A 14,781-nucleotide genomic window follows, 5' to 3' on the forward strand; every position below is an offset into this window, starting at 1 on the left:
TCGTCACTGCCATCCCCCTTCACTGCGCCCGCCAACCGGCGGCAGTCTGAACTCCGTGGTCTCCTCGGCCTCGGCCCGGCGGACCCCGCTGTAGAGCCGGGACAGCATCCCCGAGACCGCTTCCGGGTCCGGCTCGTGCCGCGCCGGCCCGCCCGGCCGGGCCGGACCGTCGACCGTCGGCAGCTGCGCCATCGGCACCCGCACCGGCAGGCCCCGCTCGTTGGTCCCTCCGGTCACCGGCGTCGCCGGGGGCGCCGGTGACACACCGGCCGCCGCGACCGGCGCCGGCCCCTGCCGGGACCACCACCCGCTCCCCGCCGACGCCGACGGGCCGGCGGCCGGGGCGAGCACGTCCTCGGCCCGCACCGGGACCGGACGCGCCGCGGGCTGGCGCGGCACCGACCCTGGCCCGACGCCCACCGCCCGCGGGGCCGCGGGCGCCACCGGCACCGGCCCGCCACCGGGCAGACCCGGCACCGGGACGGACGGACCCGCCGGTACGGCGGCGCGCGACGGCGCCACGGGGATCTCCCGACCCACCGGCGCGAACGGCAGCGCCCCGGCGCCCGGCGCGGCCACCGGATCGGGGCGGCGCCCGGCCACCGGCAGCTCCGCCGCGGGGGCGGCCGCACGGGTCTGCCCGACCAGCGAGGTGAGCATCCGCGGCGAGGCCGGCTCGTCGAGGTCGGGGGACGGAGTCGCGAGGAGGCCGCCGGGGACCAGGATCCGGGCCACCAGGCCGTGCTGGCCGCCGGCCAGCCGCACCCGCAGCCCCAGCCGGGCGGCGAGGTGGCTGACCACGAACAGGCCCATCCGCTCGGACGCGGCCACGTCGGCCGCCGGCGGGCTGGCCAGCACCTCGTTCGCCTGCTCCAGCGCCGCCGGGCTCATGCCCAGGCCCTCGTCGGCGACCTCGATCACCGCGTCCCGACCCTCCGGCCGCACCGTCACCCGCACGACGGTGTCCGGCCGGGAGAAGGCGGTGGCGTTCTCCAGCAGCTCGGCCAGCAGGTGCACCATCTCGCCGACGGCGTGCCCGACCAGGTGCAGGTCGGCCACCTGGTCGTGGCGGACCCGCTGGTACTGCTCGATCTCGGCGCTGGCCGCCAGCAGCACGGCGCCCACCCCGACCGGTCGGTTCCACCGCCGGGTCGACTCGGTGCCCGCGAGCACCAGCAGGCTCTCGTCGTTACGGCGCATCCGGGCGGCCAGGTGGTCCAGCTTGAACAGGTTCTCCAGCTGGTCCGGGTCGGCCTCCTCCCGTTCCAGCTCGTCGAGCAGCTCCAACTGCCGCTCCACCAGCACCTGGCTGCGCCGGGCCAGGTTGACGAACATCGCGTTGACGTTACGGCGCATCATCGCCTGCTCCACCGCCACGCTGACCGCGCTGCGGTGCACGGCCACGAACGCCTCGGCCAGCTCACCGATCTCGTCCTGCGAGCGGACCACGGCCGGCGGGACCTGGATGTCCGGCACTCCGCCGGTCACCCCCCGCAACCGGTCCAGGGCGTCCGGCAGCTCCAGCTGGGCGATCCGCATCGCCTGGCCGCGCAGCAGCCGCATCGACCGGGCCACCGAGCGGCCGACCAGCAGCGAGATGAGGACGCCGACCAGCAGGACGGTGACCACCGCGCCGGCGACCAGCAGCGTGGTGCGCAGCTGGTCGGAGCTGGCGTCGTCGGCCCGGCGTACCGCGTCGTCGAGGACCTTCGCCTCCACCTGGCGCAGCAGCTCCTGCCGCTGCTCGCTGGCGGCCCACCACTGCGGCGCGGGCAGCACCGCCGGGCCGGCGCCACCGGCCGGGAGGCTCTTCTCCTCCAGCTTCGCCGCGGCGACGAACGCCGGGTCCACCGACGTGCGGTCGTACACGCGGATCTGGTCGGAGGTCGCCGCCACCCGGAACGCCCCGAGCGCGGTGAGCTGCTGGGCGCGCAGGTCGGTCAGGGTCACCTCGTCGTTGGGCGCGTAGCGGCCGGCGCGGGCCGCCTCGTAGAGCTCGGCCCGGACCCGGGAGGAGAGCTCCTTGACCCGGGCCAGCTGGACGTAGCGCAGCACGGCGTCGCTGAGCGCCTGCTGCTGCTCGCCGGGGGACGGCTCGGCCAGCAGGCTGAGCAGCGCGTCGACGGCCCGGTGGTAGTTGCTCAGGATCGTCTCGCTGCTCAGCACCGCGGGCGGGATCGCGGCGCGGATGTAGACGACCTGGTCGTACGCCTCGAGCACCTCCGAGTACGCGACCCGCCAGGCGGCGTCGGAGTCGGCCAGCGGCTCGGCCGCCGCGCGCAGGTCCCGCAGCGCCGCGTCGCTGGCGGTCTGCAACGGCTTCAGCGCGGCGATCGCGGCGTCCCGGTCGCCGTTGGCCCCGGCCCGGTGCAACGCGCCCAGCTCACCCGCGGCGCGGTCCCGTTCCTGCTGGATCTGGTGCACGGCGGCGGTGATCTGCCGGCCGATGCCCACCTGGCCGGCGAAGTCGCCCAGCGTCGTGGTCTGCCCGATCAGGCCCCGGGTGAGCACCCCGGCCACCACCAGGAACGCCACCGAGGGCACCACCAGCACGGTGGCGAGCTTGGTGCTGACCCGCCAGTCGCGCAGCCGCAGCGGTGAACGCCGCCGGTGCGGGATCACCCGGACGTCGAACCGGCTCCGCCGCCCGGACGCCACGTCGCGCGACGGGTCGGGACCTGCGCCCACTCGTGCCTCCTCGGTCCCCTCGCGCCCGCCACGTCGGCAGCGGGCTCCATCCAACCAGGCCCGTCTCCGGTGTCAACGCCCTGGCCTGAGGAAACGCTCAGGATGGATCCGGTCGTCGGTCACCGGTAACCGGGGCTGCGTGGGACGGTTCCTCCGTCCGGCCGATGGTGGCCAGCTCACCGGCCTCGCCGATCCGGCCCAGGGCCACCAGGGCGGCACCGGTGGCGCCGATCTCCGGGTTGGGCTGGTGGCGCACCGGCCGGGGCGCCAGGGAGGCGGCGAAGGACCGCCGCCACCAGCGGGAGGCGGTCATCGCCCCACCACCCAGCACCACCTCGACCGGCTGTCCGGCGGTGGACTCCAGCACCGCGAGGTCGTCGGCGACCATCCGGCACAGCCCGGTCATCAGCCCGGCCAGGATCTCCACCGAGGTGGTGCCGAAGCTGAGCCCCTGGAGCTGCCCGGAGCCGGCCGGCGCCAGGCCGGGGGGCCGGTCGCCGCCGAACCGCGGGTTCGCCGGCACGCCGCCGGCCGGCGGCAGCTCGGCCAGCGCGGCGTGCAGCGCCTCCCCGGCCGGCAGCCGCAGCTCCCGGGCGGCCCAGGCGAACAGGTTCCCCCCGCAGGAGTACGCGGCCCCGGTCACCACGTGGTCGTGGTCGACCCGGTACCGCCAGAGCTCGGCGGGCAGGGGCGGCAGCACCGCACCGGCGGGGACCCGCTGGATCAGCCGGACCGCGGCGGAGGTGCCGACGGTGACCGCAGCCCGGGTCGGATCCACACAGCCCTGTCCCACGTTGGAGGCGGCGCCGTCCCCGAGCGGGGCGTGCCAGCGGGCGCGGGCCAGGTCCGGCCAGCGTCGGGCGTGCGCGGCGCGGAGCCGGCCGCGCCAGTCCAGCGGGGCCAGCTCGGGCAGCTCACCGTCGCCGACGCCGGCCAGCGCGCACGACTCGGCGTCCCAGGTCAGCTGCCGCAGGTCGAGCAGCCCGGTGCCGGAGGCCTGGGAGACCGACATCGGGGCGTCGTCGAGCAGCGCGCCGAGGACGTACTCGGCCAGCCCGGCGAAGCGGGCCACCGGCACGTCGATCCGCTGTCGCAGCCAGGGCAGCCGGACGTTCCAGTAGGACCGGTGCCACCAGGCGCCGGTGCGCTGGTGCAGCGCCTGCGGGTCGGCCGGTGCGGCCACGTCGGCGGGTGGCTGGGGCCGGGTGTCGAGCCAGGTGAGCACCGGTCCGAGAGGCTCACCCCGGCCGTCCAGCGGCACCACCGAGTGCCACTGCGCGGACGCGGCGACCAGTTCCACCCCGGCGAGGTGCCCGCCGGCGGTCAGCTCGTCCAGGCACTCGACCAGGCAGGCGAGGTAGCCGGGACCGTCCAGGGTGCCGGACCCGTCGTCGCCGGCGTCGAGGCGTACCTTGCGGCGGGCCAGCGCGCCGGGCAGCGGATTGGCCCGCGCGTCCAGCACCAGCCCGCGTACCGACGACGTGCCGAGGTCCAGAGCCAGAATGTTCATCGCGGGTCACCGTACCCGCCGGGACGGCCGGTCACGCCAAGATCCGCGGGCAGGCCGGCGGCGTGCCGCACACCCGGTCGGGGCACCACGAGGGGCCGCCGGGCGGTAGGGTCGACGCATGCCCGCGCACCTGTCCTGCTGGTGGCCCGCCGACCCGGCGGCCCACTCCCGCGCGTAGCTTTCTTCCCGCGGCCGCCCGTCGAGGCGGCCGCCGATCTTCCTCCGGCACCGGGCCCGCCTCCTCGGGCGGCACCGCCCCCGAGAGGAGCACCCATGCCCCGCCCGCACGACCCGCTCGCCGCCGTCGCCGACGGCCGCGACCCCGGTCCGTTCGCGCTGGTCCGCCGCGCCGACGCCGACCGGTTGGACCTGTTCACCGGCCCGGTGGTCACCGTCGACCGGCTCGCCGACATCCCGCTGCCGTCCGACGGCCCCGGCCCGCACACCCTGGCCCTGGTGCCGTACCGGCAGATCGGCGAGCGCGGGTTCACCCACGTCGACGACGGCGTACCCCTGGAGTGCCTGCGCGTCGACGGGCACCGCACGCTCGGCCTGGCGGAGGCGCTCGCGGCGCTGCCCGACGCCCCGGTGGTCACCACCGGCGGCGGCTTCGACATCGACGACACGGAGTACGCCCGCACCGTCGACCGGGTGCTGGCCGAGGAGATCGGCCGGGGCGAGGGCGCCAACTTCGTCATCCACCGCACGCTGCGGGCCACCGTGCAGGGCTCCCCGCTGCGGGCGGGGCTGGCGGCGCTGCGCCGGCTGCTCGTCGGCGAACGAGGGGCGTACTGGACCTTCCTGGTCTTCACCGGCACCCGGATCCTGGTCGGGGCCAGCCCGGAGCGGCACGTCAGCGTCGCCGACGGGACGGTGCTGATGAACCCGATCAGCGGCACCTTCCGGCACGCCGGGGCCGCCCCGGACCGGGCGGCGCTGCTGCGGTTCCTGCGCGACCCGAAGGAGGTCGAGGAGCTGTACATGGTGCTCGACGAGGAGCTGAAGATGATGGCCACCGTCGCCGAGCACGGCGGACAGGTGATCGGGCCGTACCTCAAGGAGATGGCGCACCTGGCCCACACCGAGTACCTGCTCGCCGGCCAGGGCTCGGCCGACGTGCGGGACGTGCTGCGGCACACCATGTTCGCGCCCACGGTGACCGGCAGCCCGATGGAGAACGCCTGCCGGGTGATCGCCCGCCACGAGCGGACCGGCCGGCGCTACTACTCCGGGGTGCTGGCCCTGCTCGGCCGGGACGCGGCGGGCCGGCAGACCCTGGACGCGCCGATCCTGATCCGCACCGCGGAGATCTCCCCCGCCGGTGACCTGCGGGTGCCGGTGGGAGCGACCCTGGTCCGGCACTCCACCGCCGAAGGGGAGGTGGCCGAGACCCACGCCAAGGCCGCCGGGGTGCTGGCCGCGCTGGGCCTCGGGCCGGAAGCGCCGACCGCCACCGGCGGGGCGGAGGCCGCCGGGCGCCGGCCGCTCGCCGACGACCCGGAGGTACGCGCCGCGCTGGTCGCCCGCAACGGCCCGCTGGCCCGGTTCTGGCTGGACCGGCGTACGCCCGGCGCGACGGTGCTGCCCGGCCTGGCCGGCCGGCGGGCGCTGATCGTGGACGGGGAGGACACCTTCACCGGGATGCTCGCCCACCAGTTCCGCGCGCTCGGCCTCGACGTGCGGGTGCGCCCCTGGCAGGATCCGGGCCCGCTCGACGGGGAGGACCTGGTGGTGGTCGGCCCCGGGCCGGGTGACCCGAGACGGCACACCGACCCGAAGCAGGCCGCGATGCGGGGGCTGCTGGGCCGGCTGCTCGACCAGGGGCGCCCGACGCTGGCGGTCTGCCTCGGGCACCAGCTGCTCGCCGGCCTGCTCGGCTTGCGGCTGCACCGCCGGGAGGCGCCGTACCAGGGGGTGCAGCGGGAGGTGCCGGTCTTCGGCACGCCGCGGCGGGTGGGCTTCTACTCGACGTTCACGGCGCTCGCCGACGCCGACCGGCTGGCCACCCCGTACGGGCCGGTGGAACTCTCCCGGGACGCCGAGGACGGGGCGGTGCACGCCGTACGCGGCCCTGGTTTCGCCGGGGTGCAGTTCCATCCGGAGTCGGTGCTCAGCCGGGACGGCACGGCGGTCCTGGCCGAGCTTCTCGCCCATCTGCTCGAACAGCCGAGCCGGATGGCGACCACGCATGATTCCCCGCATCGCGGGTAGGGCGAAGGGCGACCGGTGGTCCGGACAGGTCGAGAGCCCCCGCCCGGGCCACCGGTCACCATCCGGTGGCGGTCAGCCGGCGGCCATCCCCTTCTTGAGGGCGGCGCCGATCTGGATGGCCCGCCTGGCGGTCAGCGCGGTGGCGCCGAGGGCGACGCTGTCCGGCGCGGTCTCGCCGTTGTTGCTGGTGTGCGAGGCGCCGTACGGGTTGCCGGCGGTGAACTGGCTCGGGTCGGTGTAGCCGGGGGTCACCACCACGCCGCCCCAGTGGTAGAAGACGGTGAGCAGCGACAGGATGGTGGACTCCTGGCCGCCGTGGGAGGTGGCGGTGGAGCAGAACGCCGAGTAGACCTTGTTGGCCAGGGCGCCCTGGGCCCAGAGCGGTCCGGTGGTGTCGATGAACTGCTTCAGCTGGGCGGCGATCATGCCGTACCGGGTCGGCGACCCGAAGATCACCACGTCGGCCCAGGTGAGGTCGTCCAGCTGGACCTCCTCGACGTCCTGGGTCTCCAGGTGGTGCGCCTGCCAACCGGAGTTCGAGCGGATGGCCTCCTCCGGGGCCAACTCCCGTACCTTGCGCAGCCGCACCTCGGCCCCGGCCTCGCCGGCGGCGTCGACGGCCGCCTGTGCCATCTGGTAGGTGATGCCGGTCGCGCTGTAGTAGATGACCGCGACCTTGATCTGGCCGTCCATCACGTGTCCCTCCCTCGTCGTGGATCAGCTCCCGCGACTACCCGTTAGTTGCAGCGTCAAACGTCTGCGGTCCGTGCTCAAGATTTGCGCAAGTTCCTGCGGCAACCGCTCTCCCGGCCGGCCGCACCGGGGATCCTGATCGCACCGGGCACCCGCTCGACCGTGCACCTGAACGGGGGATCGCGCTCCGCCGACGGCGTCGGCGTAGCGCGGTCAGGGGCCGCTCCCCCGCTTCCGTACCCAACCCCTGAACCTGGCCGGAGGCGCTCATCCGCGCGCACCGGCTGTCTATGCTGACCGTCCACCACCGACGGGAGACGGGGCATGACCGTGGCGCTGACCGGCGCGCAGGCGCTGGCCCTGCGGATGCGCGCCCTGCTGCTGCGACCGCACCCGGCCGCCCGCCCGGACGACGTGGCCGGGGTGGTCGAGTGGTTCGGCGCCATGCAGGCCCAGGACATGGCGAGCGGCCTCTGGTCGCTGGGCGTCCGCCTGCCGGCCCTGACGCTCACCGACGTCCAGGCCGCGTTGGAGCGCCGGGAGGCGCTGCGCACCTGGCCGATGCGGGGCACCGTGCACCTGGTGCCGAGCCGCGACGCCCGCTGGATGCTGGAGCTGACCGGCGTACGCGCGCTGACCGGCGCCGCTGCCCGGCGGGCCGCACTCGGCCTCACCGAGTCCGACGCGGACCGGGCCGCCGACGTCCTCGGCACGGCGCTGGCCGGCGGCGGCCGGCTGACCCGCGCCCGGTGCCTGGCCGCCTTGACCGCGGCCGGCTTCGACGTCGGCGGGCAGCGCGGCTACCACCTGCTCTGGTACGCCAGCCAGCGCGGTGTCACCTGCATCGCCCCGCACGTCGGCACCGAGCAGACCTTCGCCCTGCTGGACGAGTGGGCGCCCGACCCGCACCGGCCGGAGCGCGACGAGGCGCTGGGGGCCCTCGCCGTTCGCTACTTCCGCGGTCACGGGCCCACCACCGTGCGGGACTTCGCGGGCTGGACCGGGCTGACCCTCACCGACGCGCGCCGGGCCGTCGCGGTGGCCGGCGACGAACTGGCCACCGCCTGGGTGGACGGGGTCGAGTCGGTGCTGCACCCGGCGCTGCTGGAAGCGCCCCGCGACCGGGTGGACGACGTGCGCGTGCTGCCCGGCTTCGACGAGTACCTGCTGGGGTTCAAGGACCGGACTCTGATGCTCGACCCGGCGCACCAGCAGGCGATCGTGCCGGGCAACAACGGGATGTTCCGGTCGACGGTGGTGCGGGGCGGGCGGGTGGCCGGGACCTGGACACGGACCATCGCCAGGACCCGGGTGAGCATCACGGTCCAGCCCCTGTCCGGGCTGGACCGGGCGGCGGTCGAGGCGGCGCTGGCCGGCTACGCCCGCTTCCTCGGCCTCCCGGCCCGGGTCGACTGGGCGGACTGACCGGTTGCGGCACGTCCGGTGCTCGGCGGTGCGCCGCCCGGCTCACCGGTGGGCCGGCACCGGATCGTGGACCAGGGCGAACCCTGGCCGCAAGGCGATGAGCCTGGCTGCCGCGGCACGGCCGGCAACACGCGCAGGGTGACCAGCGCCGAAGGCGACAGGCGCTTCGAGCGTGATACCTCAGAGTCATCAGTATTCCTCTGAGGTATCACGCTCGAATTGTTCATGGCCTGCAGAGGGCCGGGCCGGCCCGGACGCCGGTGGGTCAGTCGCCCAGGGCGCCGGCGGAGCGACCCTCGCGCAGGGTCAGGTTCCGGCCGCTCGACGGGTCGAACAGGTGGATCTTCTCCAGGTTGAACCAGACCCGCCGGTTCTCCCCCTCGCGCACCGGCGACTCGGCCGAGAGGCGGGTGACCAGGGTGGCCCCACCGCCGCTGAAGTCGGCGCCCGCGTCGGCGGCCAACTCCTCCAGCTCGGCCGCGCTGGCCCGCTCCCCCTCCACGGTGAAGTAGACGTACTTGTCCGAGCCCATCGACTCGACGATGTCGACCGGCGCGTCGAACTCCAGGCCCCGGCGGCGGGTGTCGTCGTCGATCAGTTCGGCGTCCTCGAAGTGCTCGGGGCGGATGCCGAGAATGAGCTCGCGGGGCGCGTCCGCGCCCTCCAGTTCACGGCGGACCCGGTCGCCGATCGGCACGTCGCCCAGCGCGGTGTGCAGCGTGCCGTCCTGCACGGCGGCGTGCAGGAAGTTCATCGACGGCGAGCCGATGAACCCGGCCACGAAGAGGTTGCGGGGGTGGTCGTACAGCTCCTGGGGTGGGCCGACCTGCTGCACCGCGCCGCCCCGCATGATCACCACGCGGTCGCCGAGGGTCATCGCCTCGGTCTGGTCGTGGGTGACGTAGACGGTGGTGGTGCCGAGCTGCTTCTGCAGCTTCGACACGACGGTGCGCATCTGCACCCGCAGCTTCGCGTCCAGGTTGGACAGCGGCTCGTCCATCAGGAACGCCTTGGGCTGGCGCACGATCGCCCGGCCCATCGCCACCCGCTGCCGCTGGCCGCCGGAGAGGTTCGCCGGCTTGCGGTCCAGCAGCGCGGTCAGCTCCAGCACCTTGGCGGCCTCGTCGACCTTCCGGTCGATCTCGGCCTTGTCCAGCTTCGCCAGCCGCAGCGGGAAGGCCATGTTCTCCCGCACGGTCATGTTCGGGTAGAGCGCGTACGACTGGAAGACCATGGCGATGTCCCGGTCCCGGGGCGCCTTGTCGTTGACCCGCTGCCCGCCGATGCGCAGCTCACCGGAGCTGATGTCCTCCAGCCCGGCGATCATGTTGAGGGTGGTCGACTTCCCGCAGCCGGACGGGCCGACCAGGATCACGAACTCGCCGTCGGCAATCTCCAGGTCGACGTCCTGCACCGCGGTGGTCCCGTCGGGGAACCGCTTGCTCACCTTGTCCAGCACGATGTCAGCCATTGTTGTCACCTATCCCTTGACGGCGCCGGAGGTCAGACCGGAGACGATGCGGCGCTGGAAGAAGAGCACGAACAGGATGATCGGAATGGTGATCACCACGGCGGCGGCGCAGATCGCCCCGGTGGGGTCCTCGAACTGCGACTCGCCGGTGAAGAACGACAACGCCACCGGCACCGTACGGGCCCGCTCGGTCGAGGTGAGCGTGATGGCGAAGAGGAAGTCGTTCCAGCAGAAGATGAAGACCAGGATCGCCGTGGTGAACAGCCCCGGCGCGGCCAGCGGGGCGATGACCCGCCGGAACGCCTGGCCCTGGGTGGCGCCGTCCATCTTCGCCGCCTTCTCCAGGTCCCACGGGATCTGCTTGAAGAACGCCGACAGCGTGTAGATCGCCAGCGGCAGGGCGAAGGTGATGTACGGCAGGATCAGCCCGGGCCAGGTGTCGAAGAGGCCCAGCTGCCGCTCGATCTCGAACAGTGGCGACACCAGCGACACCTGCGGGAACATCGCGATCAGCAGGGAGACCCCGACCAGCAGCTTCTTGCCGGGGAAGTCCAGCCGGGAGATCGCGTACGCGGCCATCGCGCCGAGGACCACCGCGATCAGGGTCGCGATGAGCGCGATCCCGATCGAGTTGACCAGCGCCCGGACGAACTGGCTGGTGTCGAAGATCGTGCGGTAGTTGTCCAGCGTCCATTCCCGGGGCCAGAACTTCCCGTCGGCGAGGGTGGCCGGGGTCTTGAAGGACAGCGAGGCGATCCAGAGCACCGGGATCAGCGCGAAGACGACGACGATGACGTCCAGCAGACCCCAGCGCAGCTTCGCGCGCGTGGTGGTTTCGACCGACATCTCAGCGCCTCTCCCCATCGTCGCTGCCCGGGGCAGCGGTACCGAACAGCTTCACGAAGACGAAGGCGATGATCGCCACGGTGATGAAGATCAGCACCGACATCGTGGAGCCGATGCCGAGGTTGAGGCCCCGGATCAGGTTGTTGTAGGCGAGCATCGACACCGACGAGGTCTCGTTGCTGCCGGCGGTCAGCACGAAGATGTTGTCGAAGACCCGGAACGCGTCCAGGGTGCGGAACAGCAGCGCCACCAGGATCGCCGGCTTCATCACCGGCAGCATCACCTTGGTGAACCGCTGCCAGGAGGTGGCGCCGTCGGTGGAGGCCGCCTTGAGCAGGTCCTCCGGGACCAGCGCCAGCCCGGCCATCAGCAGCAGGGCCATGAACGGCGTGGTCTTCCAGATCTCCGCCAGCATGATGATCGCCAGCGAGCTGGCCCGCTCGGTCAGCGGCGCCGACCCGTCGAGCAGGTTCGCCAGGTAGCCGGTGCCCGGCGTCCAGGCGTACTTCCAGGAGAAGGCCGCGACGACCGTGACGATGCCGTACGGGATCAGCGCGGCGGTCCGCACGATGCCCCGGCCGACCAGCGTCCGGTGCATGATCAGCGCGAGGCCCATGCCGAGCACCAGCTCGATCGCCACGGTGACCACCGTGATCAGCATGGTCACCCCGAACGCCGTCCACCAGAACTGGTTGCTCAGCACGGTGACGTAGTTCTCCAGCCCGATGAACTCGCGCTGGTCGGGAAAGCGCAGGTCGAAGCGTTGCAGGGAGAGCCAGACCGAGTAGATGATCGGGTACGCGGTGACCAGCACCATCACCAGCGCGGCCGGCGCGCAGAGCAGCCAGCCAAGCTTTCGTTCGGCCCGCTTGTTCTCACTCAGCGGCGTCTTCTTCGTACGCCGGTTGGACCGCTGGGCCGGCACGGCCGCGTGCCGGCCGCTGCCCTGCTCGGCGTCGGCCGCGACGTCCGCGCCCGCGGGAGTGGCGTTGATGCTCATGCCGCCGCCTCCCTTCGGTCGCCGGCGCCACGAGCCTCCATGGCGCTGAGCTGGCTGGTTCGCTCGCGGCGCTCGCTCACGGGAGCACCCCCTTCGAGACGAGGGCGTCGGCGATGGCCTTGCGCAGCTGGTCGGCGGTCTGCTGCGGCTGGATGCCCGACGGCGGCGACAGGTACGCCGACATGACGGTCGAGATGCTCTGGTAGGCCGGGTTCAGCGGGCGGACCGCCGGGTCCTTGAGCTCCTCGAGGATGGTCTCCTTCATCGGGTACGCCTTCTCCATCTCCGGGTCGGCGTAGATCTTCTCGATGGTCGGCGGCACGCCGTCGTTGATCGCGGAGAACTTCTGGTTCTTCTCGTCGCGGATGCACCTGGCGGCCTCGAAGGACTCCTTCGGGTGCTTCGAGTAGGAGCTGACCGCCATGTTCACCCCGCCGATGGTGACCTTGCCGGGAGTGTTCTCGTCGATGCCGGGGAAGCGGGCCCACTTGACCTTCTTGGCCAGCTCAGGGTTGGCCTCCTGCAACGCGGGATAGACGAAGGGCCAGTTGACCTGGAAGGCGCCGTCGCCGTTCTGGAACTCCAGCCGGACCGGGTCCTCGACGGCGTTGCTGAACGACGGCGACGTCACGCCCGACGTGGCGAAGCGCTGCAACTGCTCCAGCGCCTTGACGGTGCCGGCGTCCATCACCGCCTTCTTGCCGTCCTCGCTGAGGATCTTGCCGCCGGCGCTCTCGGCGAGGCTGTTGTAGAGCACCACGAGGCCCTCGTACTGGGCGCCCATGGTGAGCACCTGGTACGGCTTGTTCTGGCTCTTGAGCTCCTTGGCCTGCTGGATCATCTGGTCCCAGGTCTTCGGCGGCTCGGGCACCAGGTCGCTGCGGTACCACAGCAGCTGGACGTTGGTGTTCTTCGGCGCGGCGTAGAGTTTGCCCTCGTAGCGGGCGGTCTCCAGCGGCCCGGCGAGGGTGCCCTGCTCCACGTCGGCCTGGTCCTGACCGGTCCACTCGCGGATCCAGTCGGCGCTGGCGAACTCCTGGGTCCAGGTGACGTCCAGGCCGAGGATGTCCATCCCGGTGTCCTCGGCGGCGAGCCGGCGCACCATCTGCACCCGCTGGTCGTCGGCCTGCCGCGGCAGCACCCGGTAGGCGATCTTGTAACGCCCCTGGGCCTGCTGGTTGCAGTCGTCGACCACCTTCTGCAGGTTCTGCTCCGGCGGGTAGTACAGGTTCAGCGTGGGCGTACCCCCGCTCTCCCCCGCACCACAGGCCGCCAGCGGCGCCACCAGGGTCAATGCGGCGGCCGTCGCGGCCAGGCGTACGCGTGGCCGGCGCCGGTGTCGCGACTCGTCGGGGTCCGTCGTCATCGCCCTCCCCCTTCCTTCGGCGAGAGCCGGGGGGAAGCGGTCCGTGCCCCGGCGCACGGCGGAACGTCCGGGGACCGGTGTGGTGGAACCCGCCCGACCCCGGGCGTTTCGTGCGCTAACACTGCCCGACCTGCGAAGTCGCGAAACCTGAGCCGGCCGTGAGGTGGCTGAACGGGCGATCTGTGGCGCAGATCACCGCGCTGCGGCCGGCCGCCACCCGCCGTACGCTCGGCCGATGGACGCCACCTTCTTCTTCGATCCCGCCTGCCCGTGGACCTGGCGCACGTCGCGCTGGCTGGTCGCCGTGGCCGAGGCCCGCGGCCTGGCCGTGGAGTGGCGGGCCTTCAGCCTGGCCATCCTCAACGAGGGCAACGTGCCGCCGCAGTTCGCCGAGGCGATGGCCGCCTCCGGCCGGGCGCTGCGCCTGGTCGAGGCGCTGCGCGCGCAGGGCCGCCACGACGACGCCGGCCGCTTCTACACCGAGTTGGGCACCCGCACCCACGACGCCGGCAACCCGCCGTCGGACAAGCTCGTCACCGAGGCCGTCGAGGCGGCCGGCCTGGGGTCCGAGACGGCCGCGCTGGACGACGAGCGCTGGGACGAGGCGGTCCGCAAGTCCCACGCCCTGTCGTACGCCTCGGCGGGCCCGGACATCGGCTCGCCGGTGCTGATGATCCCCGGCGCCCAGCGGGGCATGCACGGGCCGATCGTCACCGAGGTCCCCGGCACCGAGGACGCGCTGGTCATCTGGGACTCGCTGCTGCCGCTGATCCGCCTGGACACCTTCCACGAGATCAAGCGCGGCCGCCGCTGACCGGCCGGCCGGGCGGTGTCGGACCCGGCGGGCATGATGGCCGGGTGATCGCGCGCTTCAAGGACCTCTGCATGGACGCGACCGACGCGCACGCGCTCGGCGCCTTCTGGGCCGGCATCCTCGACGGCGGGCTGGTCGACACCGGCGACGGCGACACCCGGGTCGACCCGCGCGGTCGCTCAGGGGCCGAGTCGATCTGGGTCAACACGGTGTCCGAACCGCGCACCGGCAAGACCCGGGTGCACCTCGATCTGCGGCTGACCCGGGACGACCCGGGCGCGCTGCTGGCCGCGGGCGCCCGGCTGGTCCGTGAACCCGATGCGGAGATCGACTGGTGGGTGCTGGCCGACCCGGACGGCAACCAGTTCTGCGCGTTCGGGCCGGGCGCGGGTGGCCGGCCCGGCGTCTTCGGGCTGGTGGTCGACTGCGCCGATCCGACCGCCCAGGCCGGCTGGTGGGCGGGCGTGGTCGGCGGCCGGGTGGCCACCACCGACGACGGGGACGTCGCGCTGGTGGGCGCGGCCGGCCTCCCCTGGGACCGCTGGGTCTTCGACCAGGTGCCGGAGCGCAAGCGGGTGAAGAACCGGGTGCACTGGGACGTCGACCTCACCGACCCGGAGCCGACCAGGCTGATCACCGCCGGGGCGACCCTGCTGCGCGAGCCGGACGACCGGGTCGGGTGGTGGGTGCTGGCCGACCCGGAGGGCAACGAGTTCTGCGCGTTTCCGCCGAGGCCCGCCGCCTGACCCGGATCCCG

11 protein-coding genes are annotated in these 14,781 nt (G+C 73.4%); 4 read left to right on the forward strand and 7 right to left on the reverse strand.

The window, feature by feature from the left end; translation table 11 throughout:
* Positions 1-3: 3 nt before the first annotated feature.
* Both GA0070564_RS10680 and GA0070564_RS10685 read right to left on the reverse strand, forming a co-directional pair.
* Positions 4-2,688, reverse strand: a complete 2,685-nt coding sequence (locus GA0070564_RS10680) for a sensor histidine kinase (RefSeq protein WP_141714748.1) — start codon at positions 2,686-2,688, stop codon at positions 4-6.
* Positions 2,689-2,785: 97 nt separating this feature from the next.
* Positions 2,786-4,198 (reverse strand): FGGY family carbohydrate kinase, encoded by a 1,413-nt coding sequence (locus GA0070564_RS10685; protein ID WP_091606600.1) that lies wholly within the window; start codon positions 4,196-4,198, stop codon positions 2,786-2,788.
* 273 nt (positions 4,199-4,471) lie between these two features.
* Between GA0070564_RS10685 and GA0070564_RS10690 the strand changes: the two genes are divergently transcribed.
* A complete protein-coding gene (locus GA0070564_RS10690; protein WP_091606604.1) occupies positions 4,472-6,409 on the forward strand; it encodes an anthranilate synthase family protein in 1,938 nt (645 codons plus the stop codon).
* Between the two features lie 72 nt (positions 6,410-6,481).
* On the opposite strand, the gene wrbA is transcribed toward GA0070564_RS10690, so the two are convergent.
* Entirely contained in the window at positions 6,482-7,102 is a 621-nt protein-coding gene (gene wrbA, locus GA0070564_RS10695) for an NAD(P)H:quinone oxidoreductase (RefSeq protein WP_091606607.1), read from the reverse strand.
* 324 nt (positions 7,103-7,426) lie between these two features.
* On the opposite strand from wrbA, the gene GA0070564_RS10700 reads away from it, so the two are divergent.
* Positions 7,427-8,527 (forward strand): winged helix DNA-binding domain-containing protein, encoded by a 1,101-nt coding sequence (locus GA0070564_RS10700; protein ID WP_091606610.1) that lies wholly within the window; start codon positions 7,427-7,429, stop codon positions 8,525-8,527.
* A gap of 265 nt (positions 8,528-8,792) precedes the next feature.
* Here GA0070564_RS10700 and GA0070564_RS10705 read toward each other — a convergent pair whose 3' ends face one another.
* The 4 genes from GA0070564_RS10705 to GA0070564_RS10720 all read right to left on the reverse strand — a co-directional run bounded on the left by GA0070564_RS10705 (position 8,793) and on the right by GA0070564_RS10720 (position 13,210).
* Entirely contained in the window at positions 8,793-9,998 is a 1,206-nt protein-coding gene (locus tag GA0070564_RS10705; protein ID WP_091606613.1) for an ABC transporter ATP-binding protein, read from the reverse strand.
* 9 nt (positions 9,999-10,007) lie between these two features.
* Entirely contained in the window at positions 10,008-10,844 is an 837-nt protein-coding gene (locus GA0070564_RS10710) for a carbohydrate ABC transporter permease (RefSeq protein ID WP_088972115.1), read from the reverse strand.
* Position 10,845: 1 nt separating this feature from the next.
* Positions 10,846-11,844 (reverse strand): carbohydrate ABC transporter permease, encoded by a 999-nt coding sequence (locus GA0070564_RS10715; protein ID WP_091606616.1) that lies wholly within the window; start codon positions 11,842-11,844, stop codon positions 10,846-10,848.
* Positions 11,845-11,920: 76 nt separating this feature from the next.
* Entirely contained in the window at positions 11,921-13,210 is a 1,290-nt protein-coding gene (locus GA0070564_RS10720; protein WP_091606619.1) for an ABC transporter substrate-binding protein, read from the reverse strand.
* Between the two features lie 235 nt (positions 13,211-13,445).
* On the opposite strand from GA0070564_RS10720, the gene GA0070564_RS10725 reads away from it, so the two are divergent.
* Both GA0070564_RS10725 and GA0070564_RS10730 read left to right on the forward strand, forming a co-directional pair.
* Positions 13,446-14,024, forward strand: a complete 579-nt coding sequence (locus GA0070564_RS10725; RefSeq protein WP_091606622.1) for a DsbA family protein — start codon at positions 13,446-13,448, stop codon at positions 14,022-14,024.
* 44 nt (positions 14,025-14,068) lie between these two features.
* Positions 14,069-14,770 (forward strand): VOC family protein, encoded by a 702-nt coding sequence (locus tag GA0070564_RS10730; RefSeq protein ID WP_091606626.1) that lies wholly within the window; start codon positions 14,069-14,071, stop codon positions 14,768-14,770.
* Positions 14,771-14,781: the final 11 nt, after the last annotated feature.

The sequence above is a fragment of the Micromonospora mirobrigensis genome, from assembly GCF_900091555.1.
Taxonomy (GTDB): domain Bacteria; phylum Actinomycetota; class Actinomycetes; order Mycobacteriales; family Micromonosporaceae; genus Micromonospora; species Micromonospora mirobrigensis.